Raw genomic sequence first — 25815 nt, 5'->3', positions numbered from 1 at the left:
AAGCCATGAGATTAGCGTGCATGGTCCTTTCACTCTGTCCAGATCAACAATGTACGAAATGGTACGTTCAGTCAAGGTATGGCATACTAGACTAAAGACGATCACGATAATAAAGGTCTATCAATGACAGCTAAATCCAAAGCTTCTTCGCCCCCTTCCACACGACGCGGGCGTAAAAACGACCCTGAGTCTGTCCAGGCCGATATTCTTGCTGTTGCTACTCGAGAATTCTCAGAAAAAGGCTTATCAGGGGCGCGAATTGATGAGATCGCTGAAAAGACGCGTGCCTCTAAGCGAATGATTTACTATTACTTTAAAGATAAAGAGACGCTCTATCTGCATACTTTAGAGGCTGCTTATAAAAAGGTGCGCTTGCAAGAGACTGAACTGCAACTAAATCACTTGGCTCCGCTGGAGGCACTCAGCCGGTTAGTGAGATTTACGTTTTGTCACCACGCCAAAAATCCTGATTTTATTCGCCTCGTCATGATTGAGAATATTCACCATGGCCGCTATCTGGCGCAATCGAAGCTGATTCAGTCGCTAAATGCGGGGGTGATTGATGCTCTTACCAACGTATACAACCGCGGTGTTGAGGAGGGGTGTTTTCGTGAAGGGCTAGATCCCCGTGAGCTTCATTGGCTCATTAGCGCGCTGTCATTTTTTAATGTCTCAAACCAACACACCTTTTCGCGTATTTTTGACTGGAAACAGGCGGCTCCAGAAACTCAGCGTAAATTGGAAGATCATGTCACGGATATGGTCATGCGTTACGTCCTACTTGGCGACTCAGCTACCGAAGCGCCCCGATAACGATGTAGATTGTCTTCCTTAATTTTTGGTTGCCTAAAATGCAGAGGCCTATTTAGCCTATAGTTCGAAGAGCGAACATAAGTACAAATTAGATGGTGAGCTCAGAACTACTGTAGCTTGGCACTTTCTTGCCAAGCCCTTGCTAACGGAGGCCTCTTCACCATGCCCGCTACCTTTATAAAAACCCCTTTTATAAGCCAACACGCGTTAGATGCATGCGATGAAAACGCCATGCTCAACGCCATGCTGGCCTTTGAGCTCGCCCTGGCCGAGGTACAGGAAGCCAGTGGGGCACTTCCCAGCGGTGCAAGCCAAAACATGCGTCGCCAGTTGGAAAACGCCACTTTTAACGTGGCCGACATTGCTGCAGGCATTGCCAGCGGAGGCAATGTGGCGATTCCTTTCGTCAAACGGGGCCGTGCGCTACTGGCTGATGATCTCAAACGCTACTGGCACCAGGGAGCGACGAGTCAGGATGTGGTCGACTCAGCGTTAATGCTGCTGTTGAAACCGCGCTTAGCGTCGCTGGATCGTTGGTTGCAACGATGCCGCTCTGCGGCGCTGGTGTTGATGGAGTCTCATGCCCAGACACCCATGGTAGGGCGCACATTAATGCAGCAAGCACTGCCGATCACCTTTGGAGTGAAGGTGTCTCATTGGGCTATCGGGCTAGAGCAGAGCCGTCGTCGCTTGCGGGCACTGGAACTGCCCGTGCAATTTGGCGGCGCGGTGGGCGTGCACTCGGGCTGGGATAACCTTGGGCTTGAATGGATGGATACCCTGGCCGCGCGGTTAGGCTTGGCAGCCCCGGTACTTCCCTGGCATACCGACCGTTACCCCATTCATGCGCTCGGCACGGCGTTGGATGCAGTGGCGGGGGCAGCTGAAAAAATTGCGCTTGATGTATCGCTACTGACGCAAACTGAAGTGGGAGAGGTGGCGGAGCCCTCGGCACCGGGAATGGGAGAATCTTCCTCAATGCCCCATAAACGTAACCCGGTACGCAGCGCCATGATTCGGAGTGCAGCACGGCAAGTGCATGGCCATACCAGTGTATTGATAAACGCAGCTGCGCAACCCCTTGAGCGTGGGTTGGGCGAATGGCATGCGGAGTGGGCGCCCTTAATGGAAAGCGTTCTATTGGTAGAGGGCGCTCTGGAGCAGGTTGCAGTACTGCTTGAAGGGCTTGAAGTCTACCCTGCGAATATGTGGCGTAATCTGGCGGCCACAGGTGGCGGCATTATGGCCGAACCGGTAGCCCGATTACTGGCTCCCACTTTAGGCACGGATAAAGCCAAAGCGGTGAGTGCCGAAGCCGCGGAAACTGCTCGCCTGGAAGCTCGCGCTTACGCAGAGGTGCTTATCAACCATCCTAACGTACAAGGTGTTATCGAGGTGGGTGCGCTACGTGATGCCTGTAACCCCGCTTTATACCTTGGTAGCAGCGAAAAGCAGGTACAACGTGCTCAGGCGTGGCTGGTTTCTGAGTAAGTGATTGTTATTAAATGTATTTTTGGGTGTGGCAATCACTAGACGTGGACTTGCGTGGGGTGCCGCTGGTCTGTCGCCATTTGACCCAATCGGGTTTCAGCAGTAACTTGTTCGTATTAAGAATCTATGTTCGTTTAGCGAACAATTCCTGACCAGTATGGCAACGACCAGTAAAGAGGCACCCATCATGGCCGAGTTTCTCAGCTTGCATGACGCGGTAGCGCGCTACGTTCAAGACGGCGCTACCGTGGCCATGGAAGGCTTTACCCACTTGATTCCTTTTGCGGCGGGTCATGAAGTGATCCGTCAGAAAAAGCGTGACCTCACGCTCATCCGCATGACCCCCGATATTATTTACGATCAGTTGATTGGCGCGGGCTGTGCCAAAAAAGTGATCTTCTCTTGGGGCGGCAATCCTGGCGTGGGTTCATTGCACCGCCTGCGCGACGCGGTCGAAAAAGGCTGGCCACATAAAGTGGAGATTCTTGAACACAGCCACGCGGCCATGGCCTGCGCCTTTGAGGCAGGGGCAGCGGGCCTACCGTTGGCGGTGTTCCGTGGCTATGTGGGCAGTGAGCTACCCAGCGTTAATGACCAAATCAAGTTTATCGAGTGCCCGTTTACCGGTGAACGTCTTGCCGCAGTACCGTCGGTTCGCCCTGATGTATCGATCATTCACGCCCAGCGTGCCGACCGCCAAGGCAATGTGTTGGTAGAAGGGATTGTTGGTGTTCAAAAAGAGGCAGTGTTGGCGGCCAAGCACAGCATCGTGACAGTGGAAGAGATCGTCGATGACCTAAATGCGCACCCCAACGCCTGTGTGATTCCTGGCTGGGCGATTAGCGCTATCGCGGTGGCTGAAAAGGGCGCGTTGCCCTCTTACACCCACGGCTATTACGGTCGCAGCAACCGTTTCTACAAAGAGTGGGATGCCATTGCTCGGGATCGTGACACCTTTACCCAGTGGTTGGATGAACATGTCTACAGCGCAGAGGAGCGTGCCTGATGAGCTTGGAATATACCGCTTCTGAAATGATGACAGTGACCGCCGCGCGGGCACTGGAAAATGGCACTACCTGCTTTGTGGGCATCGGGCTACCTTCGGAAGCCGCGAACCTGGCGCGCTTAACCCATGCCCCGGATGTCGTGCTGATTTACGAATCCGGCACGCTGCAAACCAAGCCTAACGTCTTGCCCCTGTCCATTGGCGATGGAGAATTAGCAGAAACCGCGCTCACGACGGTGGCCGTGCCCGAAATGTTTCGTTACTGGCTGCAGGGCGGGAAAATCGACGTAGGTTTCCTTGGTACTGCTCAAATTGACCGTTACTGCAATCTAAATACCACGCTGATTGGTGATTATCGCGAACCCAAAGTACGTCTGCCGGGCGGCGGCGGCGCGCCTGAGATTGCCACCAATGCCGGTGAAGTCTTTATCACGTTAAAACACTCCAAGCGTGCGTTTGTCGATGAGGTGGATTTCGTGACAACGCTGGGCTTTGGCCGCGATGGCAAGGGGCGTGACAACGTTCCCAATATTGGTAAAGGCCCTACTCGGGTCATCACCGACCTGTGCGTGATGAAGCCCGACCCCGACACCAAAGAGTTAGTGGTGGTATCGCTGCACCCCGGCGTGAGTCGCGAAGATGTGATCGATGCTACCGGCTGGGACATCCGTTTTGCGGAGCAGTTGGCAACCACGCCCGTGCCTAACGAGAACGAACTAACCATTCTGCGCGAGTTAAAAGCGCGCACCGAACGTGCCCATGCAGGCCAGTAGGAGTGAGTGATGAGTCATGTCTATTTATGCCACCCTCGCCGTACTGCGGTAGGCCGTTTTGGCGGTACGCTGGCCAGCGTTCGTCCTGACGATTTTGCCGCCACGATTTTTAAAGCAGTACTGGCTGAAGCGCCGGATCTTGATCCAGCCGCCATCGACGAAGTTTTTATGGGCTGCGCCAACCAAGCCGGCGAAGATAATCGTAACGTAGCGCGCATGTCGTCGCTGCTGGCGGGCATTCCCACCTCAGTACCCGGCACGACCATGAATCGCCTGTGCGGCTCGGGCATGGACGCGGTAGGCACGGCTTTTCGCGCTATCAAAGCGGGTGAGATGGAGCTGGCCCTGGCAGGCGGTGTGGAATCCATGTCCCGTGCGCCCTATGTGATGGGCAAGGCCGACAGTGCTTTCGCCCGGGGTCAAAAAATCGAAGACACCACCATTGGCTGGCGTTTTATTAACCCCGTCATGAAAAAAGCGTACGGGGTAGACTCAATGCCGGAAACGGCGGAGAACGTCGCCGAACAGTTCAACATCTCCCGGGAAGACCAGGATGCCTTCGCCCTGCGTTCGCAGCAAAAAGCCGCCGCCGCCCAAAAGGCCGGGCGCTTTGCCCAGGAGATCACCGCGATTGAGATCCCGCGCCGCAAGCAGGAGCCGCTGATCTTTGACCAGGACGAGCACCTGCGGGAAACCACGCTGGAGAAGCTGGCGGCACTGCCTACTCCTTTCCGGGAAGGCGGTAGCGTGACGGCGGGCAACGCTTCTGGTGTCAACGATGGCGCAGCCGCCATGCTGGTGGCCAGCGACGCGGCGGTGAAGCAGCACGGCCTGAAACCGATGGCAAAAATTATCGGCATGGCCACGGCTGGCGTTGAGCCGCGCATCATGGGTTACGGGCCGGTACCCGCGGTACAGAAACTGCTCAAGCGCGCCGGTATCACCATGGACGATATCGATGTGTTTGAGTTTAACGAGGCATTTGCCGCCCAAGCGTTAGCGTGTATGCGCGACCTGGGGCTGGCTGACGACGATCCTCGCGTTAACCCCAACGGCGGTGCGATTGCGCTAGGCCATCCGCTAGGCATGTCGGGTGCCCGCCTGCTGCTGACCGCCGCTCATGAGTTGCAAAACAGCGGCAAGCGCTACGCACTATGCACCATGTGCGTAGGTGTCGGGCAGGGGATCGCCACGCTGATTGAACGCGTTTAACGGAGGTAGTATGGCCTTTCATACCATCAATGGCCGCAGCGTCGCCTACCGATTGCTCGGCTCAGAAGTGAATCCCCTTATCGTGCTGGCGCACCCGCTGGGCATGAGCCAAGCGGTATGGGACGACGTGATCCCCGCGCTGCTGCCCCGCTATCGAGTGCTTACCTGGGATCTGCCCGGCCACGGCGCCAGCCAAGCGGTCAGCGGCACACAAATAACTCCTGCCGATCTGGCCGAAGAGTTGCTAGCGTTGGTAGCGCTGGCGGGCGTGCAACGGTTTCACTTTGCCGGCACCTCGATTGGTGGTGTGGTCGGCCAGCAGCTGATTGCCGCACATCCTGACCGGCTGCTTTCCGCGACGCTGACCAATACGGGTGCAGTAATCGGCAACCCCGATTTATGGAACACCCGCGCCGGCCGTGTGCGTCAGGAAGGCTTAACGGCGATGTCGCAAGAGATTGTGCCGCGCTGGTTTGCCCCCGCGGCGTTTGAGGCAAGCCCCGCGCTGAAAGCGGGATGGTGCGTGCAGATGGGCCGTGGCGATGATGAGTCCTACGCCCAGCTGTGTGAAATGCTGGGTCGCGATACTTTTACCGGCAAGCTGTCTGGAAAGGGCGCCAAAGTGCAGCTGTTTGGCGGTAGTGAAGACATGGCCACTCCGCCCACTACCCTAGAGGCCCTGGCCGAGGAGCTTGATGATGCACCTCTGGAGGTGTTTGACGGTGTGGGCCATGTGCCTTCGGTAGAAGCTCCGGTGCTGTTCTCGCAAAAGCTGCTTGCCGTGCTGGCAACGGATCTAGGCGATGTGGCCAGCCATGGTGTGGCGTATGCCACCGGCCTGGAAACCCGCAAGCAGGTATTGGGAGAAGAGCATGTCGCGCGCTCTACTGCCAACGCCAACAGCCTGGATGCGCCTTTCCAGCAGATGATTACCCGCCTAGCCTGGGGGGAGCTGTGGAGCAACGATGACTTGACCCGCCGCGAGCGCAGCATGATTACTACCGGGATTCTCGCCGCGCTAGGGCGTGAAGAGCTAACGCTGCACTTAAAAACTGCCAAGCGCGTTGGCCTGAGTGAAGCCGAGTTGCGCCAAGTGCTGATGCATGTGGCGATTTACGGCGGCGTTCCGGCGGCCAATCACGCCTTCGCGCTTGCTAAAGAGCTGGGCTGGGGGGAGTAGAAATCCGTTCGCAGTGTTTGTGCTGACAGAGTATCCTCATAACCAAAAGGTTATTGAGGAGATATAATGCTAAACGCACGTATTAAACTCCGGCATTTACAGGCGTTTCTCGAAGTGGCACGGCAACGAAGTTTTGCACGTGCCGCAGAGCGCCTGTCTATTACCCAGCCGGGGATTTCTAAAACTATTCGTGAGTTAGAAGATACCCTCGCTGTTTCACTATTCGAGCGCACGCCAAAAGGGGTTTCCCTTACCCAAGCCGGGCTGACGCTGCTTCGCCACGCAGGCCCGGCGGTGCGTACCCTTGAGGAAGGTGTCAATGCCCTACAAGCGGTGCAGGAGGGGTCGCACTGGCTGCGTATAGGAGTTTTATCCACCGCAGAAAGCTATTTATTGCCCGAAGCGCTGCGACGTTGGCAAGTTGATACCACCATCGAAAGAGGTGCCCAGGTAGTAACGGGGACCAGCGCTTTCTTGCTATCGCGTTTGCGGCGCGGAGAGCTGGATGTCGTAGTTGGACGTATGACAGAAGCGCGGGAGATTCATGATTTAAGCTTTGAGCATCTCTACTATGAACGTCTCCAACTGGTAGTGCGCGCAGGCCATCCATTGCTGGCCGAGCAGGTGTTAACAGCCGATAAGCTGTGTGCCTACCCCTGGATTGTGCCACCGCCGCAGACCACTCTACGCCAACAAGTCGATAGCTTTTTTGTACGCCATGGCCTTTCGTTGCCTACCCAGCGTATCGAGACGTTATCGCTAGCGCTTGGCTTACACTATACGCTGATTGGCGAGGCTATTTGGGTAGCCCCAGAGGAAGCGGTGCGTTCTGCCCAGCAGCGCGAAGAACTGTGCGAATTAACGCTGCCCTTGGAACTCAACGGTGGCTCCGTTGGCTTGTGTATCAATCGTTCGTTACACCCCACGCTTGCCACTGAGGCATTTTGCGAAGTATTAAGGGAAGTGGCCTCAGATGTAGTGAAAAGTCATAACTCATAGGTTATGGAGGCTGTGTAAGTTATTAATTGGCAGGCCGGATACTAATCACGACACTAATACTGTCTGTTCAATTATTGAGATAACTGTATGCAAAACGATAACAAACGCTTTGTGACGCGTGATCGCAACTGGCATCCGCCTGCCTACGCGCCGGGCTATAAAACCTCGGTGGCACGCTCGCCCCAGCAAGCGCTGGTGAGTCTGCAACAGCCAACGCTCTCTGAATTGACTGGTCCTGATTTTAGCCACCTACGCATGGGGCCGCACGATAACGATCTGTTACTTAATTTTAGCCACGGCCAAGGATTACCGCAGGGCGAGCGGATTATTATGTTTGGCCGAGTGGTCGACCAGTTCGGCAAGCCTGTTCCCCATACGCTGGTGGAAATGTGGCAAGCCAATGCCGGTGGGCGCTACCGTCACAAAAACGATAAGTATTTAGCACCGTTGGACCCTCACTTCGGTGGCGTGGGACGCTGCCTGACCGATGAGCAGGGCTTTTATCGTTTTCGCACTATTAAGCCCGGCCCCTACCCATGGCCAAATGACGTCAATAGCTGGCGGCCTGCCCATATTCATGTCTCCGTCACTGGACCTGCGATATCCACTCGGTTAATCACCCAAATGTATTTTGAGGGTGACCCGCTGATCCCGCTTTGCCCGATTGTGCACACGCTAAAAGACCCAGAGGCGGTTGAAACGATGATCGGAAGGTTGGATATGTCCCACAGTAAGCCGATGGACTGCTTAGCCTATCGCTTTGACATCGTGGTGCGTGGCGAGCTGCAAACCTACTTTGAAAACCAATAAGGGCGGAGAGATCATGAAACAGCCTTCTATTCAGCCCAACAGTCAGCCGACCAGCGAGCTGTTACTGCGTGAAACGGCCTCGCAGACCGCAGGCCCCTACGTGCATATAGGTCTTGCTCTTGCCGCTGCGGGCAACCCAGTGCGCGATGAAGAGATCTGGAACGAGATGGCCAAGCCTGATGCTGAGGGCGAACACATCGAAGTGGTAGGTACTGTTATTGATGGCAATGGCGATTTAGTGCGCGATGCCTTTATTGAAGCCTGGCAAGCCGATGCTAACGGTGATTATCAGACCGATTACGATCTTAAAAAGCCTTTCAATAGCTTTGGGCGCACTGCCACTACGTTTGATCATGGCAGTGAGTGGACGTTAACGACTATCAAGCCCGGAGCGGTGAAGCACCCTAGCGGCCAGCCAATGGCACCGCACATTAATCTGACGCTGTTTGCCCGGGGTGTGAATATTCACTTGCAAACGCGGCTCTATTTTGATGACGAAGCGGAAGCGAATGCCCAGTGCCCGGTGTTATCCCGCATCGAGTCTCCGGCTCGCCGTCAAACACTGATTGCCAAGCGTGAAGAAGTTAATGGCAAGGTACGCTATCGCCTGGATATTCGCTTACAGGGTAAAGGTGAAACGGTCTTCTTTGACTTCTAACTCTGTTAATCAACAGTACTGTTAATCGAGATAAAAAGGCGTTGCTCATATATGGGTAACGCTTTTTTGTTTTAGGTTAGACGTTGGTAGATTATTAGTCTTGTAAAAGTCCAATTTTTTCACGCCATTGTACTTTTTAGTAAAGGCATAAAAGCAGCAGCGCAGATGACTTAAGGTTAGGCGATAAAAAAGCCATGTGGCTGAGCCTGTACATAGACGAATGTCGATTAGCCCTGAGCAGAATAGTCAACTAATGTAGGTTTATAGCGAACTACTATTCGCTTTGCGAACTTATAATAATCCAAATAAGCCTGGAGCCCCATGATGAAGACATTTGCTCGGTGCGTATTAGCTGCTGCAGTTGCAGGACTCTCTCTTAGCTCGGCGCAGGCTGAAACAACACTGCGCATGGCCCACTTCTGGCCAGGTGCATCTGGTGTCAATGAGGATGTTCTACAAGCGTGGGCAGATACGATTGCTGAAGAGTCGGATGGTGCGCTGACGGTGCAGATGTTTCCATCCGGCACTCTGGCCAAGCCGGATTCCATTTATGAAGCCGCCGCCAACGGTATCACCGATATTGGTGCCACGGCGCAAGGCTATACCGCTGGCCGTTTCCCGCTGTCACAGATTGTTGAGCTGCCGGGCGTTGCAGCCACGGCAACACAGGGTGCCTGTGTACTACAGACCCTCTACGACGATGGACACTTAGATAGCGAATACGAAGACACGCGCCCGCTATTTATGTTTACCACAGGCCCTGGCGGCATTCATACCATTGATACTGACGTACAGACCCCAGCTGATCTTGAAGGGCTGCGCATTCGCCGCCCAACGGCGGTAGCAGGTGAAATGCTGGAAAATATGGGGGCTAGCCCAGTCGGTATGCCCGCGCCCGATATTTATACGTCCATGCAGCGTGGCGTTATTGATGGTCTCAGCTTCCCATGGGAAGGGTTGAAAGGCTTCCGTATTAATGAATTGGTGAATTACCACACTGAGGTTCCCTTCTATACGCTGATCTTCGTTGCCACGATGAACCAGCGCACCTATGACAGCCTGACCCCAGAACAGCAGGCGGTAATTGATAACAACTCTGGCATGAAATGGGCGGAAAAGGCGGGTGAAGTCTTTGATCGGCTTGACGTGGAAGGCAAGCAAGAAGCTGCTGATGCAGGCCATACCATCCGTGAAATTGAAAATCCGCTGGAGCATCCTGATTGGAGAGAGCCGCTTGAAACAGGCATTGAAAATTACTTGACGCAGTTGGAGGAGCGCGGCTTGGACCAGGCGCGTGACGTTTACCAAGCTGCTTTGGCAGCCAGCGAGTCTTGCCGCGCCCAATAGAGATTACGTGTTATGCAGTCTACTCTTTACCGGGCCAGCCACTGGTTGGCCCTTATTTGTCGCTTCGTGGCTGGTGTTGCCCTTCTTGGCCTATTAGCAGTCACTATTGCGGATGTGAGTACTCGTTATCTTTCACGGGTAACGGAAGGCGCTATTGCACTACGGGTTGCTGGCAGCGTTGAGCTGGTCAGCTACTTAATGCTGTTTGCGCTATTGGCAGCGATGGCTGCTAATGTTGAAAAAAGCCAGGTAGTGGTGGAGGCATTTTCTCACCGCTTACCTCAAGGAATAAAAAATCGCTTACAGGGCTTCTTTTTGCTTGGTTTCATGGCCCTAGGGCTAATTCTTTTTGTGGGCCTGCTGGATTCGGCAGCGGCTGCTACCCAGTATGGAGAGGTGACTCAAGACCTCCGTTTGCCTATGGGGCCGATTTATCAGTTGGCAGCGTTACTTAGTTTACTGCTTGGGTTGCGAAGCCTGATCCATGCCTTGTTAGGCATTTTTTATGCCACGGAGGAGGGGACGACTCATGGGGAGTGAAGCGATTGGTGCCATTGGTTTAGGGCTATTACTGGTACTGATGATTCTGCGCGTACCAGTCGCTCTCACGATGCTAATTGTGGGCGTAGTGGGGTTTGCTCAGATTATTAGCTGGGATGCGGCGGTCGCTCAGTTAAAAACAGTCCCGGTAGAAGTGCTCTCCAACTACAGCTTCAGTGCTGTACCTATGTTTATTTTAATGGGCGTATTAGCCGCCCATTCGGGTATGGCCGGTAAGCTGTTTGAATCGACTCGCATCATCTGCGGTGGCTGGAGGGGAGGCTTGGCCATCGCAGCCGTAGGCTCCTGCGGTATCTTCTCCGCTATTTCAGGTTCTTCGTTGGCGACGGCGAGTACCATGACGCGGGTGGCGTTACCGGAAATGGAGCGCTATGGCTACAACCGTGGCTTGGCCACCGGAGCCTTGGCCGCTGGCGGTACGCTGGGGATTATGATCCCGCCCAGCATTGCGCTGCTTATCTACGCGATTCTCACCGAACAGTCTGTGGGCGATATGTTCATGGCTGGGCTGATTCCCGGTCTGCTGGGGCTAGTCATGTACTCACTCACCATTACCGTGGTGATGTATCTACGCCCTTCTATGGCGGTGGCTGGTGAGCCTACGCCCTGGAAAGAGAAATTGCTCTCGCTGACCGGCTTGGTGCCCTTCTTTGGCGTTTTCATGGTGATGATTTTAGGCATCTATTTTGGTGCCTTTACGCCAACAGAAGGGGCCAGCGTAGGGGCATTTGCCACGCTGATCTATGCCTTAGTGAAAGGTATGCGTGGCGCGCAGCTATGGCACAGCGTCCAAGAGACATTGGCGCTCTCTGCGGTAGTGTTCTTTATGCTAGTGGGGGCCGAAACGCTGGGTTACTTCATCTCGGTATCGCGTATTTCGTTCTCCATCACAGACGTGCTGTACGGCATGGATTTGACGCCACTCGTCGTGGTGCTCTGTATCCTGGCGCTTTACTTTGTGTTGGGCATGTTTATGGATTCTATCGCCATGCTGGTGATTACCGTGCCGGTGGTATATCCGATTATTCAGGCGATGGGTATCGACCCGGTATGGTTCGGTATTTTGACCGTACTGACCGTTGAACTGGGACTCATGACCCCGCCGGTGGGGATGAACGTGTTTGTGATCAAGGCCATGGCGCCCCATGTCGGACTAGGGGAGATTTTCAAAGGGGTGGCACCCTTTGTCGTCTCCGACTTGATAAGGCTGTCGCTGTTAATTGCCTTCCCCATTTTAAGCACGCTGTTTCTCCTCTAGGTAGAGGTACGCTTGTCGCTACCCATCAAGCCAGCACGATTGCAGTCACAATAATAGGAGCTTATGCCATGTTCTCCACGCAGCTATTGTCAGCTGGGCAATCAATCCCAGCGGAACACACAGCCACGTTTACGCGCGCTAACCCATTAAGCGGTAATGTCGTCACCACTGCCGCAGCGGCGAGCGTGGGGGATGCGAAGGCGGCCGCCAATGCCGCCGATAAGGCGTTCGCTGTGTGGTCACAAACCGGACCAGGAGAGCGGCGCGCCAAGCTGCTGAAAGCCGCCGAGCTCATGGAGCAGCGCCAGGCTGACTTCATTGACCGAATGGTAGAAGAGACCGGCGCTACGCTTGGCTGGGCAGGCTTTAATGTGAAGGTGGCGGCCGATGTGTTGCGCGAGGCGGCGGCATTAACTACCCAGATCCAGGGCGATATCATCCCTTCCAACGTGCCTGACAGCATGGCGATGGGGGTTCGCGTTCCCTGTGGCGTTGTGGTGGGCATCGCGCCTTGGAATGCACCGATTATTCTAGGCACGCGGGCTATTGCAACGCCTTTGGCGTGCGGTAATACCGTCATTCTGAAGGCGTCTGAGCAGTGCCCGGCAACACACCACTTAATTGGTGAGGTGTTACAGGCAGCGGGATTGGGGGATGGCGTCGTCAACGTGATTACCAACGCACCAGACGATGCGGCCGAGGTGGTCAGCGCTTTGGTTGCCCACCCTGCTGTGCGGCGAATCAACTTCACTGGCTCCACAGGTGTGGGCAGAATCATTGCCGAGCAAGCCGCCAGGCATTTAAAGCCTGTGTTGCTTGAACTCGGCGGCAAGGCACCGTTTCTGGTGCTAGATGATGCAGATATTGATGCGGCGGTGGACGCAGCCATCTTTGGCGCGTTCTTTAATCAAGGCCAGATTTGTATGTCCACCGAGCGGGTGATTGTCGATCAACGTATTGCCGACGCGTTTGTTGATAAGTTTGCCGCTCGTGCCAAAGCGCTAAAGGCAGGCGACCCGCGCGATGAGCGCAATACGCTGGGCACGTTAATCAACGCAGCATCAGGGGAAAAGCTCAATGGCCTCATTGACGATGCGGTGGAAAAAGGTGCCCATATCGCTGCTGGCGGTAAAGCAGAGGGTGTCGTGATGCAGGCCACGGTCATCGATGGCGTGACCAGCGACATGCGGCTTTATAGCGAAGAGTCTTTTGGCCCGGTCGTAGCGGTGATCCGTGTGGATAGTGAGGAAGAAGCGATTCGCATTGCTAACGACAGCGAGTACGGCCTCTCATCAGCGGTGTTTAGCCGCGATAGCGCACGTGCAATGAAAGTGGCGGGGCGCCTGCAGACGGGCATCTGCCATATCAATGCGCCCACGGTACACGATGAGCCGCAGATGCCGTTTGGTGGCGTAAAATCAAGCGGTTACGGGCGCTTCGGTGGTAAAGCGGGCATCGAAGAGTTTACTGAACTGCGTTGGATGACAGTGCAACTGGGAGCACGTCACTACCCTATCTAAGACCGCGGATTGAAAGCCATGTTTGCTGGTTTAAGCAGTACCGCTAGCCGCTGTTTGGCGCAGCCGAAATTCCCGTGGTGAAAGCGCGGTATTGCGCTTGAAGAAGCGTGTGAAGTAGGCGGGTTCGGAGAAGCCTAGGCTATCAGAGACCTGACCAATGGTCATATTGGTGTAGGTGAGCTGGCGCTTGGCTTCCAATAGCAAACGCTCGTGCAGTAGCTGCAGAGCGCTGCGCCCGGCAAGTTGGCGACAAAGCATATTCAAGTGCGCACTGCTGACGCCTACCTGCCCAGCGAACCACTCAATGCTGGGCTGCTCGCGATAGTATGCGTCAATCAGAGTTTGGAAGTGCTCTACATGCTGCCGCCCCCGGTCACTTTGACGAGGGGCATAGCGTTTCGACGTACTTCTTGGTTCACTAGCAAGACGCGAAAGCTCAACGATAAGTGCCTGGATCAGTGCTTCGAGTAGCTGGTTTCGTCCGGGGGCAGGCTGGCGGTACTCCTGATCAATGTGTGCCACTAAGGTGGCAACACGCTCTTGCTCGCGGGAAGGTGATAGTCGAAAGAAGTCTGCCTTTTTAAGAGCACTGCTCTCTCCCATCAGAGCATGTAGATGATCCGCCAGTGGCTTGGCCAGCGTAATAATATGGCCTTGAATGTCCGGCGAAAAACGAAATCCATGAATCGCCATGGCGGGCACAACAATGGTGACAGCGCCTTGCAACTCATGACGTGTTCCCTCTAATTCCACGACCACGCTGCCCTGACTAATCAACAGAATATGAACCAGATCGGCATGGCGATGGGGTCGAATATGCCAGTCATGCAGCCGGCTGCGCTCTGGGATAGATTCGCAGTGGAGTAAATCCGGCGTAGGCCAGTGCTGTGTTTCGCCATATAGCTTGAAAACGGGCACGGGGTGCACTGCCATCACTTAACTCCCTTTTTAACTCTCTTTTTAGCTACGACTTTAACTACGACTAAGGTGGTGCGTAAAGGCTGGAAAAGTCCAAATAATCATTCTTATCATGCCTTATATAGGGGGGAGTTTCATTGAAAAATACAAGTACCATATTTTTATAACGATAATGCTGAGACATCCCCTATGAAAACGCAGGTCGCTATTATTGGTGCAGGGCCTTCTGGCTTGCTGCTTGGGCAGCTTTTGCATCGCCAAGGTATTGATAACGTGATTGTTGAGCGCCGCAGCGGCGAGTATGTATTGAGCCGTATCCGTGCCGGTGTTTTAGAACAAGGTATGGTGGATCTCTTGCGCGAGGCAGGAGTCGACCAGCGTATGAAGCAAGAAGGCTTGCCCCACGATGGCTTTGAGCTTGCCTTCAATAACCGACGCGTGCGTATCCCTCTGGATGAGCTGACCGGTGGTAGCAAGGTAATGGTATACGGACAAACAGAGGTTACGCGGGATTTGATGCAGGCCCGCGAAGCAGTCGGCGCCACAACGCTCTATGAAGCAGACAACGTTCAGCCGCATGATCTGGAGAGTGACAACCCCTACCTGACGTTTGAGCACAATGGAGAAACGGTCAGGCTCGATTGCGATTATATCGCCGGTTGTGACGGCTACCATGGGGTCTCCCGCCAAGCGATTCCTCACGACCGCATCAAAGAGTTTGAGAAGGTGTATCCGTTTGGCTGGCTCGGTGTGCTCTCTGATACACCGCCTGTCTCTGATGAGTTGATTTACGCACGCCACGAACGTGGCTTTAGCCTTTGCAGCATGCGCTCTGCTACTCGAAGCCGCTACTACCTTCAGGTGCCGTTAGATGAAAAAGTGGAGCACTGGTCTGACGAGCGCTTTTGGGAAGAGCTGAAGCGCCGCCTGCCTGACGAGGTGGCCGCCAAACTTGTCACCGGGCCATCCATCGAGAAGAGCATCGCGCCACTGCGTAGCTATGTGGTCGAACCCATGCAGTACGGGCGATTGTTCCTGGTCGGCGATGCGGCGCATATCGTACCACCCACCGGTGCCAAGGGGCTGAATCTGGCCGCCAGCGATGTGAATACGCTCTATCGGCTAATGGTGAAGGTCTACCAAGAGGGGCGGACGGATTTAATCGAGCGCTACTCGCAAACGTGCCTGAAGCGTATCTGGAAAGCGGAGCGCTTCTCCTGGTGGATGACTTCTATGCTGCATAATTTTTCTGATGAGGAAGATTTCAATAGCCGCATGCAGCTGGCCGAATTGGACTACGTGACCAGCTCAAAAGCAGGGCTGACTACCATCGCGGAAAACTATGTCGGCTTGCCTTACGAATCGCTTGAATAATTCTGCAGCACTCCAGTAATACCCAAAAAGCCCAGGCCCCTACTTGGGCTTTTGTTTTCAAAAGTAGTGGGCAATTAAGCAGTGAGGATAGGTTTGACGCTGGCAACTATTTAGCCTATTTTGTTCGTATTGCAAATTATAATACGCATCACGAACAAAAAGGTCAGGTTCTTATGTCCCAGCCCTGTATTATCTGCGTCGCCATTACCGGTAGCCTGCCCCGCAAAGAGAACAATCCTGCTGTGCCCATTACGGTTGATGAGCAAATCGAAAGTACCCAAGCGGCGTTTGAGGCGGGGGCGACGATTGCTCATTGCCATGTGCGTAACGATGACCAAACCCCCTCCTCAGACCCAGAGAAGTTTGGCCGTTTGATGGAAGGGCTAAACAAACACTGCCCTGGCATGATTATTCAGCTCTCCACTGGTGGCCGTTCCGGCGCTGGGGAGGCGCGGGGCGGCATGCTGTCGCTGAAACCGGATATGGCCAGCCTCTCAGTGGGCTCCAACAACTTCCCTAACCGTGTTTATGAAAACCCACCGCACCTGGTGGAGTGGCTCGCTGATGAGATGCTGACGTATAACGTGAAGCCTGAAATTGAAGCCTTTGACTTGTCGCACATCCATCAAGCGGTTGCGCTTTCTAAGCAGGGTAAATTGAAAGCACCGCTTTACGTGCAGTTTGTGATGGGCGTTAAGAATTCCATGCCAGCGGATAAGCCAACGTTTGATTTCTATATCGAGACGCTAAAGCGGCTGGCACCGGATGCACAGTGGTGCGGGGCAGGCATTGGTGCCAATCAATATGTACTCAACGAGTGGTCGATTGCGGCAGGTGGCCATACCCGCACAGGGCTTGAAGATAACATGCGCCTAGACAGTAATACGCTAGCACCCTCCAACGCGGCGCTGGTCGAGCGCACCGTAGCCCTATGTGAAAAGTACCAGCGCCCTGTAGCTACTTGGCAGCAGGCGCGAGCAATGCTGGGGTTATAAAAACAAAACCAACAATTCATTGGCAGGAGTTAAGAAATAATGGATATCACTATCGTAGGTGATGCACCTGAGATTGGCGAAATTAAGCGTGTGGTGCAGCTATACGTTGATGGCTTTCAAGGTAGGAGGGACAAGCTAGAAGAGGCATTTCATAAAGAGGCATGGATTTTTGCGCTAGACGCTGATGGCGTGTTGGTGACTGATCTGATCAGCGACCGTTTCGAGCGCTGGGCGAACAGTCAGCGAACGGTAAAGAGCCGTTTTATTGCCGTGACCCAAGCCGGAGAAGTGGCTAGCGTGCTGTTAGGCTTTGATAACAGCGAAAACTCTGAGGATTCCTGGGTTGACGTGATCACTCTCATCAAACGTGAAGGTGCTTGGAAAATCACTAATAAGACGGCTGCTCACAGCAGCCGCGCTGCCTGGGCTAAGCCTTAAGCGATACATAAGACGAGCGGTGTAAAATAAAACGGCAATGTTAATAACACTGCCGTTTAAGTTTTTGGAGTGGCTAGTTTAGATATGCCAAAGCGCCTACCGTCATGGCTTCGATACCTGTGCGCAATGTTACGTCGTTGCCGGGGAAATAGTAGGGCGAATGCGGCATTTCAAGATGGCGCATTTTTTGTGAAACGCTCGTTCCTGGGATTTCTGCCCAGCGTTCAGCGGGGGTTGCGCCAATAAACCAGTAAACGGAGGGAATATCGTCTCCGCCAAAACCACCTGCTTCAGCATTGCCAAAAAATGGGAAATCCTCGCTTCCGTTAAGGCGTGGCATGGCGTAGAGATGGGTGTCGCCAAAGTACTCGGCGTGTGCAAGACGAACGTGGTCAACGGCCATAGGGTCGTTGTGCAGGGCAATGGTTTCGTTTAGGACTTGGAAAGATGGCGGCTTGGGGGCACGGCCGGCGTCGCACTCAGCGCGGATAATTCGTTCGATCGAGGCTACGACTTGGCGGTGCAGCGCGTTATCAAAGCTACGGATATTAATTTCAAGTTCGGCGGAGTGGGGGATGATATTGGCCTGAGTACCCGCATGCAGCTTGCCCACGGTGACCACGACGGTCTCCTCCGGCGGTACTTCCCGGGAAACAATGCTTTGCAGGCGGGTGACCACATGGGCCGCCATCACTACCGGATCTATGGTTTGCGCAGGCATGGAGCCGTGGCCCCCTGCACCGTGAATAGTCACCGCCAAATTAGTGCAGGCAGCCATGGTGCTGTTGGCGCGGTGGCCGATAGTACCTGCTAGCGCAGGCATATTATGCTGACCAAGAATGATGTCGGGACGTGGAAAGCGCTCATAAAGCCCATCCGCCAGCATGGCCTTAGCTCCGCCAAAAACCTCTTCTGCTGGCTGGCAAATAAGCATTAAGGTGCCTGACCACTGCGTTTTTAGTCTGGCCATGACTGCTGCTGTGCCCACGAGGCAGCTACTGTGAAGATCGTGACCGCAGGCGTGCATTAGCGGGACTTCATTGCCACTTGGGGTGGTGGCGGTTTCATTGCTGGCATACTCAAGGCCTGTCGCTTCTTTAATAGGCAGTGCATCCATATCGCCGCGCAGCATGACGGTTGGTCCTTCGCCGTTGCGCAGCAGCGCGACCACGCCTGTGCCGCCCACGTTACGAGTGACATCATAGCCAAGAGTTTCTAAGGATTCTGCGAGCCGCGCGCTGGTGTTGTACTCCTGAAAGGGGAGTTCGGGCATTTGGTGCAGCTGTTGATAGAGTGTCTTCACGTCTGCAAAGACGGCGTTAACCTGGGCGCTCACGGCGCCCTTGATATTCACACGTTCAGAGGTGTGCATAGTGCTCTCCGTAGGCAACTTAGCGGTGGGTAGGCGAGGGTTTAGCAAAGGCGGGTTTGATGAGCCATTGGCAGGCTGCCACCACGCCGATGTTGAGCAGCATTGCCCAGGTACCTGCGTGCCAGTTGAGCGGTGAACTCCAGATAAACTCCATCATCAGGTAGGCAAAGCTGCCGACCAGCGCTCCAGCCATCACGCTGGCGCGCCTAAGCTGCGGCATAAACAGCGCGCCAATCACCATTGGGAACAGCTGCACAATAAGCCCATATGCACCCAGTAACAGCAGCACTAGCGAGGCGGGGTTAGCCAGCGCACACAAGTAAGCAACCAGTGATAGTCCTAATACGCTCCAGCGGGTTGCGCTAACCACGGCTTTCTCGCTGGCGCTTTTCATTAAGGTGGGGCCTACCACATCGCGAACTAATACCACGGCGGCGGTATGGGCCAAGTTGGCACCGGTGGACATAGCAGCGGCCAGCGCGCCGGAAAGCATCAAGCCGATGACCCAAGGCGAGAAATTGGCCACCTCCATCACCATGCGCAGCAGCACCGTATCCGAGCGTTCTAAGGGAGTGTCGGCAAAGGCGATAATACCGGCAAAGCCAATAAACAGCAGCGGTACCAGCAGGTAGGCGTAAAGGGGGTAGAAAACGCTGACTTTACGCAGCGTTTTGCCACTATCAGCGGAGTAGAACTTCATAAACAGGTGTGGCCACATGGCACCGCCAAAAGCGCTGACCAATACCGCAGTGCTGAAGTAGCCCCAGTTCATTCCGTTAGCGCCGGGCATGGTTAAATACTCGGGCATGGTCAGTTGGATTTGGCTAAACATCTCGCCTACGCCACCGTAAAGGCGCTCGGAAATAGAGAGCCCCAAGAACCAAGCGATGGCAATCATCATGATGCCCTGAACTAAGTTGGTCCAGCCGATGCCGTTAAGGCCGCTGCAAAAAACGTACGCAGCCACCACTAGAAAGGCCAGCAGCGCGCCAAGCCAAAAGGGGATTAGCCCATCGGTGGCAGCCTGAAACAGTAGCCCGGCACCCGCAATTTGGATGGTTAGGTAGGGTACCAGCGCCAATACACCGATCACCCCGGCCAGCAAACCCAGCGACTTGCTTTGGTAGTGGTCAGCAATCATATCGCCTTGAGTGAGATAGCCTCGCTCGCGGCCTAACTTGGCCACACGCGGCCCCATAGCCCATATAGTAATGGGGACCAGCGATAGATAAGCGAGAATGTAGAAGGCTGGCGCACCGTGCTGATAGCTCCACCCCGGCGCACCCAGGAATGCAAAGGCCGAAAAGATTTCAGCACCGAGGATGAAGAACAAAATCACTACGCCTACGTGACGACCGCCCGCGACATAGCCTTCCAAACTGGAATTTTCCTGACCACGAGCGCGAAGCCCCACCCACAAAACCAAGGCGAGGTAGGCCAGGGTAATGCCGACAACAATGAATGAATCATTCATGGCGGTCACCTCCATGGCGTACGACAAAGGCGACCCACATGCCGACAAATAGAATCAGCATCCAGAGGATGTACCAAAAAAATAGAAAGGGTAGGCCAAGCACAATGGGCTCAATACGGTTAGCGATTAACGCGCCGGGCCAGATCATTGCCAGAGTGCACAGCGTAAAGTGCAGCCCTGTTAAGAGGTGATAGGTCTTGTTCATCAGGTGTCCTGCTCGTTTGCAAGTTTTGTTATGGGTTGTTTATGCACTATGAAACAAGCGAGCAGATACCAGAAATATAGATTTTAGATGCTTTCCATATCATATTGGCATGGGTGTCACTCGATAAAACCAGACTTGTTGCCACTTTGAGAAACAATGCAAGGGAATTAGCCCATGGAATTTCGCCAACTGGAGTACTTCATTGCCGTAGTGGAAACTGGCTCAATCTCGGCGGCTAGCCGGCGGGTGCATGTTGCTCAACCCGCGCTAACGCGCCAGATGCGCTTGTTGGAAGACAATGTAGGCACACAACTGTTGGATCGCCACGCCCGGGGTATTCGCTTAACCGTGGCGGGCCGAGCACTTTACAGTGAAGCCACTCGGCTGTTGGACGAACGGGCGGATATCAAAGCGCGGCTATTAGCGCTGGGCAGTGGGCAAACCGGCAAACTGAGTTTAGGGGTCACGGTCACCCATTTATGGCTGCCGGAGGTCGCCAAGTTAATGGGCGGCTATCGTGGCCGCTATCCGCAGGTGGCTTTAGATGTGTTTCCGCTGCTTTCCGGCCCCCAGTTGGAGAGACTACAGCAGGGCGGGCTTGATGCCGGTATTCTCTACTTGGATGAGTATACCCCCCAAGGCATTGAGGCACGCCTGCTGCAGCGCGACCACCTGCTCCTCGCGGTGCCCGACACATCGCGTTGGGCCTGCTCGCCGCCCACCTGCCTAGCTGCGTTGGCTGAGGCTGAGTTTGTGTGGGGGTATCGCAGTATTTCGCCGGTTTATTACGACCGCGTGGTGGCGCACTTTTCACGGCTAAACTTTGAACCCCGCGTGGTGCAGTATGGCGCGGATAACCTCACCATTTTGAGTATGGTCGCTGCAGGCTTAGGGGTAGCTATTGTGCCTGCCGCAAGCCGCTGCCACCCAATGCCGGGAATCTGCTTTATCGAGCTAGAGGAGTTAACCACCTGCGATATGCCGCTATGGCTGGCGTGGCGCGAGGGGGAGGGGTCGCCCGTGTTGGATAATTTTATTCAAATGGCCGTAGAGATATTCCGATAGGTCCAGCATCCCTGTAGCGCTTGGATGGTTAGTCACGCTATTTTTGATTTTCACCCTTCAGGATTATCCTTTTGTCGCAAATACGGTCATGGCCTAATGACAACAAAATCTGAGCCTAAGATTGTTTTTTATATTTTAATCAATTGATTTGATTGATTTTTTTGGATATTTAGGGCGCAGGGTGTTTTTCTGTGCGTTGAAACAAAAAATATGTGGTAGCAACAGCCAAGCAATGTAGTAACACGCAAGGGCTGTTATGTGTGGCTGATACCTCTTCGGTATGACTAGGCACCTAAACAATATTGGTTCCAGCTTCTAACGCCAATCAAACTGATACCCAGTCAAATGATTGCCAGAAGCCGGAGCTGCCATGTCAACCGTCATCCAACAGATTGAGACGATACTGGTCGATTTACCGACCATCCGTCCCCACAAACTTTCCATGACCACCATGGCTTGCCAGACCATGGTGATCGTTCGCATGCGTCACTCTGATGGCATCGAAGGACTTGGCGAAGGCACCACCATTGGCGGTCTTGCTTACGGGCCGGAAAGCCCGGAAAGCATCAAGCGTAATATTGATACCTATCTGGCTCCCCTCTTGATTGGCCAGCCCTCTCACAATGTCCACCAACTACGCTCCCGGCTTCATCGCCATGCCCGTGGCAACATGATTGCCAAATCTGCGCTTGAGACCGCGCTATTAGATGCCCAGGGCAAACGCTTGGGGTTGAGTGTGGCCGAGCTGCTTGGTGGCGCACGCCAGGAACACTTGCCCGTGCTATGGACGTTGGCCAGTGGTGATACGGCTAAGGATATCGATGAGGCTATGCTGCGTTTAGAGCAGCGTCGGCACTGCGACTTCAAATTAAAAATCGGTGCCAACCCGGTAGAACAAGACGTACACCATGTGGCAGCGATTAAGGAAGCATTGGGCGACCGGGCCAGCATTCGCGTTGATGTTAACCAGGCGTGGGATGAATCCACGGCGGTACGAGGCATCCAGGCGTTGCAGGATGCTGGTATTGAGCTCATTGAGCAGCCCATTCCCGCCCGTGAGTACGCCGGGCTCGTTCGCTTAGCGAACCGTTTCAATGTGTCCATGCTCGCCGATGAAGCCGTGCAAGATGCTCGTGATGGGTTGGATCTCATCTGCAGCGGCTTTAGTGGTGCTTTTGCTCTGAAAATTGCTAAATCCGGCGGTATCCATGGTGCACTGGAACTGGCGCATCTTGCCCAAGCAGGAGGCGTTGGCCTTTATGGTGGCACCCTTTTGGAAGGCACCATTGGAACAGCCGCCTCCCTACACGCCTGGGCAACCCTACCGGAAATGGCCTGGGGAACGGAAATGTTCGGCCCACTTCTGCTGACAGATGACATTGTCGTTGAGCCACTTCATTACACCGAATTTGGGGTCGCCCTGCCGCAAGGTCCTGGGCTGGGGATCTCCTTAGATGAAGATAAATTGACGCACTACGCACGTAAATAAACGACGCACGCGAATAACGACATGCCACTGCCTGCGTTTGTCCGTGATGCAAGAGGAGAGCTATATGCTATTTCAAGTAGAGATGACCGTTAAATTACCGCCCGATATGCCAGCCGAGCAAGCGGCCAAGATCAAAGCGACCGAAAAGGCATATTCTCAAGAGCTTCAGCACCAGGGCAAATGGCGCCACCTGTGGCGAGTGGCGGGCAGCTACTCGAATGTCAGTATTTTTGACGTTGAAGACAACGCCGAACTGCAAGAGCTGGTCAGTAACCTGCCACTGTTCCCTTACATGGAGATCAGCGTCAAGCCCCTGTGTCGTCACCCCTCCTCAGTGCGCGATGACGACAGCTAGTCCTCCACGTAACACGCCCGTTCATATAAATAAAACAACACCCTATAACAAACAGAGGGTTTCACCATGACCGTTAAAATCTTTGATACGCCCGAAGTCCAAGACTTTCTCACTGCCATCGCAGGCCTGGATCAAGCCGGTGGTAACGACCGCGCCAAGCAGATTGTCCATCGCCTGGTCGGCGACCTGTTCAAACTGATCGACGACTTCGATGTTACCGAGGAAGAGTACTGGGCCGCCGTGAACCTGCTGAACGCGCTCGGCAGCCAGACCCAGTTCGGCCTCTTGTCCCCTGGGCTCGGGTTTGACCATTTCCTCGATATGCGTCAGGACGCCATCGACGCCGAAGCCAAGCGCACCGGCGGCACTCCGCGCACCATCGAAGGCCCGCTCTACGTGGCCGGCGCCCCCGAGGCGGAAGGCTTTGCCCGTATGGACGACGGCCAGGACAACGAGGGCGACACCATGTGGCTCACCGGCCAGGTGCGCGACGTGGACGGCACGCCGATTGCCGGCGCCAAGGTGGAAATCTGGCACGCCAACTCGAAAGGCGGCTACTCCTTCTTTGACCAGACCCAGAGCGAGTACAACCTGCGCCGCACCATTTATACCGACAGCGAGGGCCGCTACACCGCCCGCAGCATTATTCCCTCCGGCTATGGCGTGCCGGAAGGGGCACCCACGGACGTGGTGCTGAAGGCATTGGGGCGTCATGGCCAACGTCCGGCCCATATCCACTACTTTGTCTCGGCGCCAGGCCATCAGCACCTGACCACCCAGATTAACCTGGCCGGCGACCCCTATACCTTCGACGACTTCGCCTTTGCCACCCGCGAAGAGCTGGTGGTGCCCGCCGAGCGGATTGAAGACCCGGCCGAGATCGCCCAGCGCGCGCTGGAGGGCCCCTTCGCCCAGGTGGTGTTCGACGTAGAACTAACGCCCACCGAACAGCCCGAGCTGCAAGTCCGCCACGCCCGTCCCCGGGCCAAGGAAGACGAGCACGACCTGGCCAGCCAGCTGGCCGGCACCGCCAAGGTATAACCCTCACGCCTGGCGTCAAGGCGGGCCTGGCCCCTTGGCCCGTTGACGCCCTAACAGCGCGACAGAATAACGACGAGGAGAACGATCATGACCACACAGCTTGATCAACTCGAAGCCCGCGTGCGCGGTGCGGTACAAGACGACCCTGACAACGGCGTGTTCCGTTGCCACCGCAGCATGTTCACCGACCCTGCCTTTTTCGAACTGGAGATGAAACACATCTTCGAAGGCAACTGGCTATTCCTTGCGCATGAGAGCCAGGTCGCTGAACCAGGCGACTACATGACCGTCACCATGGGCCGCCAGCCGGTGATCATCACCCGCGACAAGCAAGGTCAACTGCACGGCCTGATTAACGCCTGTGCCCACCGCGGCGCCACCCTGTGCCGTCGCAAGCGCGGCAACAAAGGCACCTTCACCTGCCCGTTCCACGGCTGGACCTTTAAAAACGACGGCCAACTGCTCAAGGCCAAAAACGAAAAGACCGGCGCCTACCCAGATAGCTTTAAGCAGGACGGCTCTCACAACCTCAAACGCCTACCGCGCTTTGAAAGCTACAAAGGCTTCCTGTTCGGCAGCCTGAGCGACGACGTAAAGCCCCTCCAAGAACACCTCGGCGAAACCACCAAAGTCATCGACAACATCGTTGACCAAGCCCCCGAAGGCCTCGAGATCCTGCGCGGCACCTCATCGTACACCTACACCGGCAACTGGAAGCTACAAGCCGAAAACGGTGCCGACGGCTACCACGTCAGCTCCGTACACTGGAACTACGCCTCCACCATGGAGCGTCGCAACTACGACGCCGGCGGCACCAAAGCCGTGGACGCCGACGGCTGGTCGAAGAGCAAAGGCGGCTTCTACTCCTACGAAAACGGCCACATGATGCTGTGGACCCGGCTGCTCAACCCCGAAGTCCGCCCGGTCTACCAAGAAAAGGAGTGGATCCAAGAGCAGTTAGGGGAAGCCCGCGCCGACTCGATTGTGAATCAAACGCGCAACCTGTGCCTCTACCCCAACGTCTACCTAATGGACCAGTTCTCCACGCAAATTCGTGTGCTGCGCCCCATCGACGTCAATAAAACGGAAGTCACGATCTACTGCTTCGCCCCCAAAGGCGAGTCAGCGGAAAACCGTCGTGTGCGTATCCGCCAATACGAAGACTTCTTCAACGTCTCCGGCATGGGCACACCGGATGACCTCGAAGAGTTCCGTGCATGCCAGGAAGGCTACAACGGCGCCCTGGCCGAATGGAATGACCTCTCCCGCGGGGCCAAGCAATGGATCGAAGGCGCGGACGAAAACGCCCAGGCCATCGACATGAAACCGCTGCTCAGCGGCGCCTCTCCCGAAGACGAAGGGCTCTACGTGCTGCACCACAAACACTGGGTGACAGAAATGCTGCGCGCCATCGACAAAGAGCGCAGCCAGTTTATCGCCACCGCGTCTGCCTAAGCGCCC

The 25815-nt window shown here is 55.0% G+C and carries 25 protein-coding genes; 21 read left to right on the top strand and 4 right to left on the bottom strand.

Annotated elements, in window-relative coordinates; translation table 11 throughout:
• Positions 1-123: 123 nt before the first annotated feature.
• The 13 genes from LG300_RS16070 to LG300_RS16010 all read left to right on the top strand — a co-directional run bounded on the left by LG300_RS16070 (position 124) and on the right by LG300_RS16010 (position 13628).
• Positions 124-813 carry a TetR/AcrR family transcriptional regulator gene (locus LG300_RS16070; protein WP_404376287.1) on the top strand — a complete coding sequence of 230 codons (690 nt, stop codon included), beginning with the start codon at positions 124-126 and terminating at the stop codon, positions 811-813.
• Positions 814-975: 162 nt separating this feature from the next.
• Positions 976-2304, top strand: a complete 1329-nt coding sequence (locus LG300_RS16065) for an adenylosuccinate lyase family protein (protein WP_404376286.1) — start codon at positions 976-978, stop codon at positions 2302-2304.
• Between the two features lie 187 nt (positions 2305-2491).
• The gene (locus LG300_RS16060) at positions 2492-3310 is read left to right on the top strand and encodes a CoA transferase subunit A (RefSeq protein WP_404376285.1); all 819 of its coding nucleotides are present in this window, start codon (positions 2492-2494) and stop codon (positions 3308-3310) included.
• 5 nt (positions 3311-3315) lie between these two features.
• A complete protein-coding gene (locus LG300_RS16055; RefSeq protein WP_404378059.1) occupies positions 3316-4083 on the top strand; it encodes a CoA-transferase subunit beta in 768 nt (255 codons plus the stop codon).
• 9 nt (positions 4084-4092) lie between these two features.
• Positions 4093-5295, top strand: coding sequence for a 3-oxoadipyl-CoA thiolase (pcaF, locus tag LG300_RS16050; RefSeq protein WP_404376284.1), 1203 nt, complete (start codon positions 4093-4095; stop codon positions 5293-5295).
• Positions 5296-5305: 10 nt separating this feature from the next.
• Positions 5306-6475 carry an alpha/beta fold hydrolase gene (locus LG300_RS16045; protein WP_404376283.1) on the top strand — a complete coding sequence of 390 codons (1170 nt, stop codon included), beginning with the start codon at positions 5306-5308 and terminating at the stop codon, positions 6473-6475.
• Between the two features lie 66 nt (positions 6476-6541).
• The gene (gene pcaQ, locus LG300_RS16040; protein WP_404376282.1) at positions 6542-7474 is read left to right on the top strand and encodes a pca operon transcription factor PcaQ; all 933 of its coding nucleotides are present in this window, start codon (positions 6542-6544) and stop codon (positions 7472-7474) included.
• Between the two features lie 87 nt (positions 7475-7561).
• A complete protein-coding gene (gene pcaH / locus LG300_RS16035; protein WP_404376281.1) occupies positions 7562-8284 on the top strand; it encodes a protocatechuate 3,4-dioxygenase subunit beta in 723 nt (240 codons plus the stop codon).
• A gap of 13 nt (positions 8285-8297) precedes the next feature.
• On the top strand, positions 8298-8942 hold the full coding sequence (pcaG, locus tag LG300_RS16030; RefSeq protein ID WP_404376280.1) for a protocatechuate 3,4-dioxygenase subunit alpha: 645 nt from the start codon (positions 8298-8300) through the stop codon (positions 8940-8942).
• 321 nt (positions 8943-9263) lie between these two features.
• Positions 9264-10289 carry a TRAP transporter substrate-binding protein gene (locus LG300_RS16025; RefSeq protein WP_404376279.1) on the top strand — a complete coding sequence of 342 codons (1026 nt, stop codon included), beginning with the start codon at positions 9264-9266 and terminating at the stop codon, positions 10287-10289.
• A 12-nt stretch (positions 10290-10301) separates the two neighbouring features.
• A complete protein-coding gene (locus LG300_RS16020) occupies positions 10302-10829 on the top strand; it encodes a TRAP transporter small permease (protein ID WP_404376278.1) in 528 nt (175 codons plus the stop codon).
• Positions 10819-12108: a TRAP transporter large permease gene (locus LG300_RS16015; protein ID WP_404376277.1), complete on the top strand. Its 1290-nt coding sequence runs from the start codon at positions 10819-10821 to the stop codon at positions 12106-12108. The genes LG300_RS16020 and LG300_RS16015 overlap by 11 nt, the downstream gene beginning before the upstream one ends.
• 68 nt (positions 12109-12176) lie before the next feature.
• Positions 12177-13628 (top strand): aldehyde dehydrogenase, encoded by a 1452-nt coding sequence (locus LG300_RS16010; protein WP_404376276.1) that lies wholly within the window; start codon positions 12177-12179, stop codon positions 13626-13628.
• Positions 13629-13658: 30 nt separating this feature from the next.
• Here the strand turns inward: LG300_RS16010 and LG300_RS16005 are convergent, their stop codons facing one another.
• Positions 13659-14561 carry a helix-turn-helix domain-containing protein gene (locus LG300_RS16005; RefSeq protein WP_404376275.1) on the bottom strand — a complete coding sequence of 301 codons (903 nt, stop codon included), beginning with the start codon at positions 14559-14561 and terminating at the stop codon, positions 13659-13661.
• 174 nt (positions 14562-14735) lie between these two features.
• Between LG300_RS16005 and pobA the strand changes: the two genes are divergently transcribed.
• The 3 genes from pobA (at position 14736) to LG300_RS15990 (ending at position 17353) form a co-directional block, all read left to right on the top strand.
• Entirely contained in the window at positions 14736-15920 is a 1185-nt protein-coding gene (pobA, locus tag LG300_RS16000; RefSeq protein WP_404376274.1) for a 4-hydroxybenzoate 3-monooxygenase, read from the top strand.
• Positions 15921-16093: 173 nt separating this feature from the next.
• The gene (locus tag LG300_RS15995) at positions 16094-16915 is read left to right on the top strand and encodes a 3-keto-5-aminohexanoate cleavage protein (RefSeq protein WP_404376273.1); all 822 of its coding nucleotides are present in this window, start codon (positions 16094-16096) and stop codon (positions 16913-16915) included.
• A 39-nt stretch (positions 16916-16954) separates the two neighbouring features.
• Positions 16955-17353, top strand: coding sequence for a nuclear transport factor 2 family protein (locus tag LG300_RS15990; protein WP_404376272.1), 399 nt, complete (start codon positions 16955-16957; stop codon positions 17351-17353).
• Between the two features lie 73 nt (positions 17354-17426).
• Here the strand turns inward: LG300_RS15990 and LG300_RS15985 are convergent, their stop codons facing one another.
• From LG300_RS15985 to LG300_RS15975, 3 genes are read right to left on the bottom strand one after another with little or no spacing between them, the layout of a single operon-like run.
• Positions 17427-18725 carry an amidohydrolase gene (locus LG300_RS15985; RefSeq protein WP_404376271.1) on the bottom strand — a complete coding sequence of 433 codons (1299 nt, stop codon included), beginning with the start codon at positions 18723-18725 and terminating at the stop codon, positions 17427-17429.
• 19 nt (positions 18726-18744) lie between these two features.
• On the bottom strand, positions 18745-20199 hold the full coding sequence (locus tag LG300_RS15980) for a sodium:solute symporter (RefSeq protein ID WP_404376270.1): 1455 nt from the start codon (positions 20197-20199) through the stop codon (positions 18745-18747).
• The gene (locus LG300_RS15975; protein ID WP_404376269.1) at positions 20192-20404 is read right to left on the bottom strand and encodes a hypothetical protein; all 213 of its coding nucleotides are present in this window, start codon (positions 20402-20404) and stop codon (positions 20192-20194) included. Before LG300_RS15975 ends, LG300_RS15980 begins: the two co-directional genes overlap by 8 nt.
• Before the next feature lie 174 nt (positions 20405-20578).
• Here LG300_RS15975 and LG300_RS15970 point away from each other — a divergent pair, with 174 nt between their 5' ends.
• From LG300_RS15970 to LG300_RS15950, 5 genes are all read left to right on the top strand, one after another.
• Positions 20579-21469 carry a LysR family transcriptional regulator gene (locus tag LG300_RS15970; protein WP_404376268.1) on the top strand — a complete coding sequence of 297 codons (891 nt, stop codon included), beginning with the start codon at positions 20579-20581 and terminating at the stop codon, positions 21467-21469.
• 370 nt (positions 21470-21839) lie between these two features.
• Entirely contained in the window at positions 21840-22958 is a 1119-nt protein-coding gene (locus tag LG300_RS15965) for a muconate/chloromuconate family cycloisomerase (RefSeq protein ID WP_404376267.1), read from the top strand.
• A 64-nt stretch (positions 22959-23022) separates the two neighbouring features.
• On the top strand, positions 23023-23313 hold the full coding sequence (gene catC, locus LG300_RS15960; RefSeq protein ID WP_404376266.1) for a muconolactone Delta-isomerase: 291 nt from the start codon (positions 23023-23025) through the stop codon (positions 23311-23313).
• Positions 23314-23379: 66 nt separating this feature from the next.
• A complete protein-coding gene (catA, locus tag LG300_RS15955; protein ID WP_404376261.1) occupies positions 23380-24354 on the top strand; it encodes a catechol 1,2-dioxygenase in 975 nt (324 codons plus the stop codon).
• Positions 24355-24441: 87 nt separating this feature from the next.
• Positions 24442-25809 (top strand): Rieske 2Fe-2S domain-containing protein, encoded by a 1368-nt coding sequence (locus LG300_RS15950; RefSeq protein ID WP_404376260.1) that lies wholly within the window; start codon positions 24442-24444, stop codon positions 25807-25809.
• Positions 25810-25815 lie beyond the last annotated feature (6 nt).

Origin of the sequence: Vreelandella aquamarina (assembly GCF_044805175.1) — a bacterium.
Lineage (GTDB): Bacteria > Pseudomonadota > Gammaproteobacteria > Pseudomonadales > Halomonadaceae > Vreelandella > Vreelandella aquamarina_B.
Note: the sequence above shows the minus strand (reverse complement) of the source record. Positions and strands in the feature narration are given on the sequence as shown.

What these genes read in the sequence shown, in the direction of transcription:
- LG300_RS16070 (WP_404376287.1), top strand. Translation starts at nt 124, where the DNA reads ATGACAGCTAAATCCAAAGCTTCTTCGCCCCCTTCCACACGACGCGGG.
- LG300_RS16065 (WP_404376286.1), top strand. Translation starts at nt 976, where the DNA reads ATGCCCGCTACCTTTATAAAAACCCCTTTTATAAGCCAACACGCGTTA.
- LG300_RS16060 (WP_404376285.1), top strand. Translation starts at nt 2,492, where the DNA reads ATGGCCGAGTTTCTCAGCTTGCATGACGCGGTAGCGCGCTACGTTCAA.
- pcaF (WP_404376284.1), top strand. Translation starts at nt 4,093, where the DNA reads ATGAGTCATGTCTATTTATGCCACCCTCGCCGTACTGCGGTAGGCCGT.
- LG300_RS16045 (WP_404376283.1), top strand. Translation starts at nt 5,306, where the DNA reads ATGGCCTTTCATACCATCAATGGCCGCAGCGTCGCCTACCGATTGCTC.
- pcaQ (WP_404376282.1), top strand. Translation starts at nt 6,542, where the DNA reads ATGCTAAACGCACGTATTAAACTCCGGCATTTACAGGCGTTTCTCGAA.
- pcaH (WP_404376281.1), top strand. Translation starts at nt 7,562, where the DNA reads ATGCAAAACGATAACAAACGCTTTGTGACGCGTGATCGCAACTGGCAT.
- pcaG (WP_404376280.1), top strand. Translation starts at nt 8,298, where the DNA reads ATGAAACAGCCTTCTATTCAGCCCAACAGTCAGCCGACCAGCGAGCTG.
- LG300_RS16025 (WP_404376279.1), top strand. Translation starts at nt 9,264, where the DNA reads ATGATGAAGACATTTGCTCGGTGCGTATTAGCTGCTGCAGTTGCAGGA.
- LG300_RS16020 (WP_404376278.1), top strand. Translation starts at nt 10,302, where the DNA reads ATGCAGTCTACTCTTTACCGGGCCAGCCACTGGTTGGCCCTTATTTGT.
- LG300_RS16015 (WP_404376277.1), top strand. Translation starts at nt 10,819, where the DNA reads ATGGGGAGTGAAGCGATTGGTGCCATTGGTTTAGGGCTATTACTGGTA.
- LG300_RS16010 (WP_404376276.1), top strand. Translation starts at nt 12,177, where the DNA reads ATGTTCTCCACGCAGCTATTGTCAGCTGGGCAATCAATCCCAGCGGAA.
- LG300_RS16005 (WP_404376275.1), bottom strand. Translation starts at nt 14,561, where the DNA reads ATGGCAGTGCACCCCGTGCCCGTTTTCAAGCTATATGGCGAAACACAG.
- pobA (WP_404376274.1), top strand. Translation starts at nt 14,736, where the DNA reads ATGAAAACGCAGGTCGCTATTATTGGTGCAGGGCCTTCTGGCTTGCTG.
- LG300_RS15995 (WP_404376273.1), top strand. Translation starts at nt 16,094, where the DNA reads ATGTCCCAGCCCTGTATTATCTGCGTCGCCATTACCGGTAGCCTGCCC.
- LG300_RS15990 (WP_404376272.1), top strand. Translation starts at nt 16,955, where the DNA reads ATGGATATCACTATCGTAGGTGATGCACCTGAGATTGGCGAAATTAAG.
- LG300_RS15985 (WP_404376271.1), bottom strand. Translation starts at nt 18,725, where the DNA reads ATGCACACCTCTGAACGTGTGAATATCAAGGGCGCCGTGAGCGCCCAG.
- LG300_RS15980 (WP_404376270.1), bottom strand. Translation starts at nt 20,199, where the DNA reads ATGAATGATTCATTCATTGTTGTCGGCATTACCCTGGCCTACCTCGCC.
- LG300_RS15975 (WP_404376269.1), bottom strand. Translation starts at nt 20,404, where the DNA reads ATGAACAAGACCTATCACCTCTTAACAGGGCTGCACTTTACGCTGTGC.
- LG300_RS15970 (WP_404376268.1), top strand. Translation starts at nt 20,579, where the DNA reads ATGGAATTTCGCCAACTGGAGTACTTCATTGCCGTAGTGGAAACTGGC.
- LG300_RS15965 (WP_404376267.1), top strand. Translation starts at nt 21,840, where the DNA reads ATGTCAACCGTCATCCAACAGATTGAGACGATACTGGTCGATTTACCG.
- catC (WP_404376266.1), top strand. Translation starts at nt 23,023, where the DNA reads ATGCTATTTCAAGTAGAGATGACCGTTAAATTACCGCCCGATATGCCA.
- catA (WP_404376261.1), top strand. Translation starts at nt 23,380, where the DNA reads ATGACCGTTAAAATCTTTGATACGCCCGAAGTCCAAGACTTTCTCACT.
- LG300_RS15950 (WP_404376260.1), top strand. Translation starts at nt 24,442, where the DNA reads ATGACCACACAGCTTGATCAACTCGAAGCCCGCGTGCGCGGTGCGGTA.